The 2,464-nt window shown below is 55.2% G+C and carries 1 protein-coding gene; it reads right to left on the bottom strand.

Annotated elements, in window-relative coordinates:
• On the bottom strand, positions 1-2,464 hold a 2,464-nt coding region (locus tag AC2A06_RS18420; RefSeq protein ID WP_484381244.1), incomplete at both ends, for an autotransporter outer membrane beta-barrel domain-containing protein.

Genomic DNA, 2,464 nt, shown 5'->3' with positions numbered 1-2,464 from the left:
CGGCACTCACCAGTTGAATGCCATTGGAGGCTGAAATTTGATTCAGTAATGAGTCATTCGGCGGGGTGTTATCAATAGAAAGATTGCCCAGAACATTGACCACACCGCTACTGGCAGTCAAATTGTTGGTCGCAATCACCCCATCCGCCTGCTGACCGGGAATGCCGGCATAAAATACCAAACTGCCGCCATGGAGACTGACATTACCCACGGCTTCTGTACTACTCACCCCAACACGCCCCACGGTGGTATTACTGCCCGTGCCCAGGTCCAGAGTGGCTTGCGTTAATGTACTGGTATTCGTGCCGGCGAGAGCAAACTGGGTGTTTTGCAAGCTGACCTTGCCGGTAAAATCACTGCCCACCGAGGTGCCAAAATCAAACGCCGTGTTGTTGGTATTGACATTGACCACGCCCTGCCCAGTCAGCGCATTATTGAAGGTAAACGCCCCCGTGGTGGCGATGTTCAGATCACTGCTGATATCCGCCACATTCACCGTGGCAGCACTGTTGAGTACCGTGCTGCTGTCGATATTCAAGCTGGAGCCCTGGGTGATATTCACCACACCGCTGAAGTCCTGAGCCAGGCTGTTATTGCTCAAATCAATATGACTGGCATTGAGCGTCCAACTGCCATCGCCACTGAGGGCATTATCCAAGGTGCTTAACGCCCGCGCGAGATAACCGTTAAACAGCAACGTACTGCCACTGGCAATCGCCACCGAGCCATTGCCCAGGCTCTGCGCTTGTGTCACCGTCACCGTGCTGTTGCCAATCAGATCATACCAGCCATTAAAGTTACTGTTATCACCCGTCAGCGACAACGCCGATCCATTGGTGACCGTCACCGTTGAATCGCTCACCCCGGTCAGTGCATTGGCCACCGCACCAAACAGGCTACTCAAGACCAGTTCCGAGGTGTTGGTGGTTAAATTCACCGTGGCGGCAGCATCCCCCAGGTGATTGGCCGCAGTCACCGTCAACTGGCTGTCTGCCGCAATCACCTGAGTGCCGATAAAGTCGTTATTGCCGGTTAACTGCACATTCCCCTGGGTATTGATAAGACCAGACCCACTTAACCGGTTGGCAAAGTTGCCATCACGGGCGAAGGTCAGGCTACCCTCCACATTCACGGCGCTGCTGCCCAGGGTCCCGGCACTGTTCAACAACAAGGTAGCGCCCGCAGCGACCGCCGTCTGCCCCGTTAATCCACTGTTGGCTGCACTGACGGTGAAGGTACCGGCTTGGACATTGAGCAATCCACTACCGGTTAAACCGTCGGTAGAGCCGGAACTCCCCCCCTGGGTCAGGGTCAAGGTGCCGGTACCGAGATTCATCAAACCATTGTTGGTTAATGCTCCACTGGTCAGTACGCCACTGCCTAACAGCACCGAGCCCTCATTGGTAGTACTCCCCACAATTTGCTGGTAGTTGTTGAGGTTAAACGTACTGCCGCTGTTCACTGCCAGTACGGTGGTGTTGCCCAGCGCCCCACTGGCCCCCAGCGACACCGAGCCTGCACTGATGGTGGTAGTGCCGCTATAGCTGTTGGTGCTGTTGGAAATCGTTAACGGTGCCAGGGCACCCTCCAGTACCAGATCACCGGCACCAAAGATATTCACCGACAGGGTGTTGTTAGAGCCCGCCAGCCCATCGGTGGCAATCACCAGCGCATCCACACCATTACCCAGCAACTCAAGGGCGGTGAGGGCGTAATTCATATACAGGCCCGCCCCATAACGGCCACTGTTGCTCAAGCCATAATCATAAATCCCGTTGGCAACATGGACGCCCCCCTGGTCAATTTGGCTCGAGGTCCCTTGCCCTGCCGCCGCCCCATTAATCAGCAAGGTTAACTGACTGACCCCCGAAGCAATCTGGGCATTCACCAGTTGAATGCCATTGGAGGCCGAAATTTGATTCAGCAGTGAACCATTGGGTGGGGTGTTATCAATGGCAATATTGCCCAACACGTTCACCACCCCGCCATGGGCAGTCAAGCGGTCAGTAGCGATGATCCCATCCGCCTGTTGGCCGGGAATACCGGCATAAAACGTCAAACTACCGCCATCCATGCTGACATCGCCGACAGTTTCTGTGCTGATGACCCCACTGGCCCCGACCGTGGTGTGACTACCGTTACCCAGGTTGAGGGTGGCAAGCGTTAACGCGCGAGTATTGTCGCCGGAGAGTGCAAACAGGGTATTTTGTAAATTCACCGTCCCCGCAAACGCACTGCCCACCGTCGTGCCAAAGTTAAAGGCGTTGTTGTTGGTGTTGACATTCACATCCCCCAACCCGGTCAGCCCATTGTTGAAGGTCAACGCCCCGGTGGTAGTGATGTTCAAATCACTGCCGATATCCGCCACATTCAACCTGGCGGCACTGTTCAGCACTGTACTGCCGTCAATATTCAGGCTAGAGCCATTAGTCAGGTCCACGACACCACTTAAGCCCTGTGCATT

The sequence above is a fragment of the Serratia sp. HNCC26DJ244 genome (genome assembly GCF_057180565.1).
Note: the sequence above shows the minus strand (reverse complement) of the source record. Positions and strands in the feature narration are given on the sequence as shown.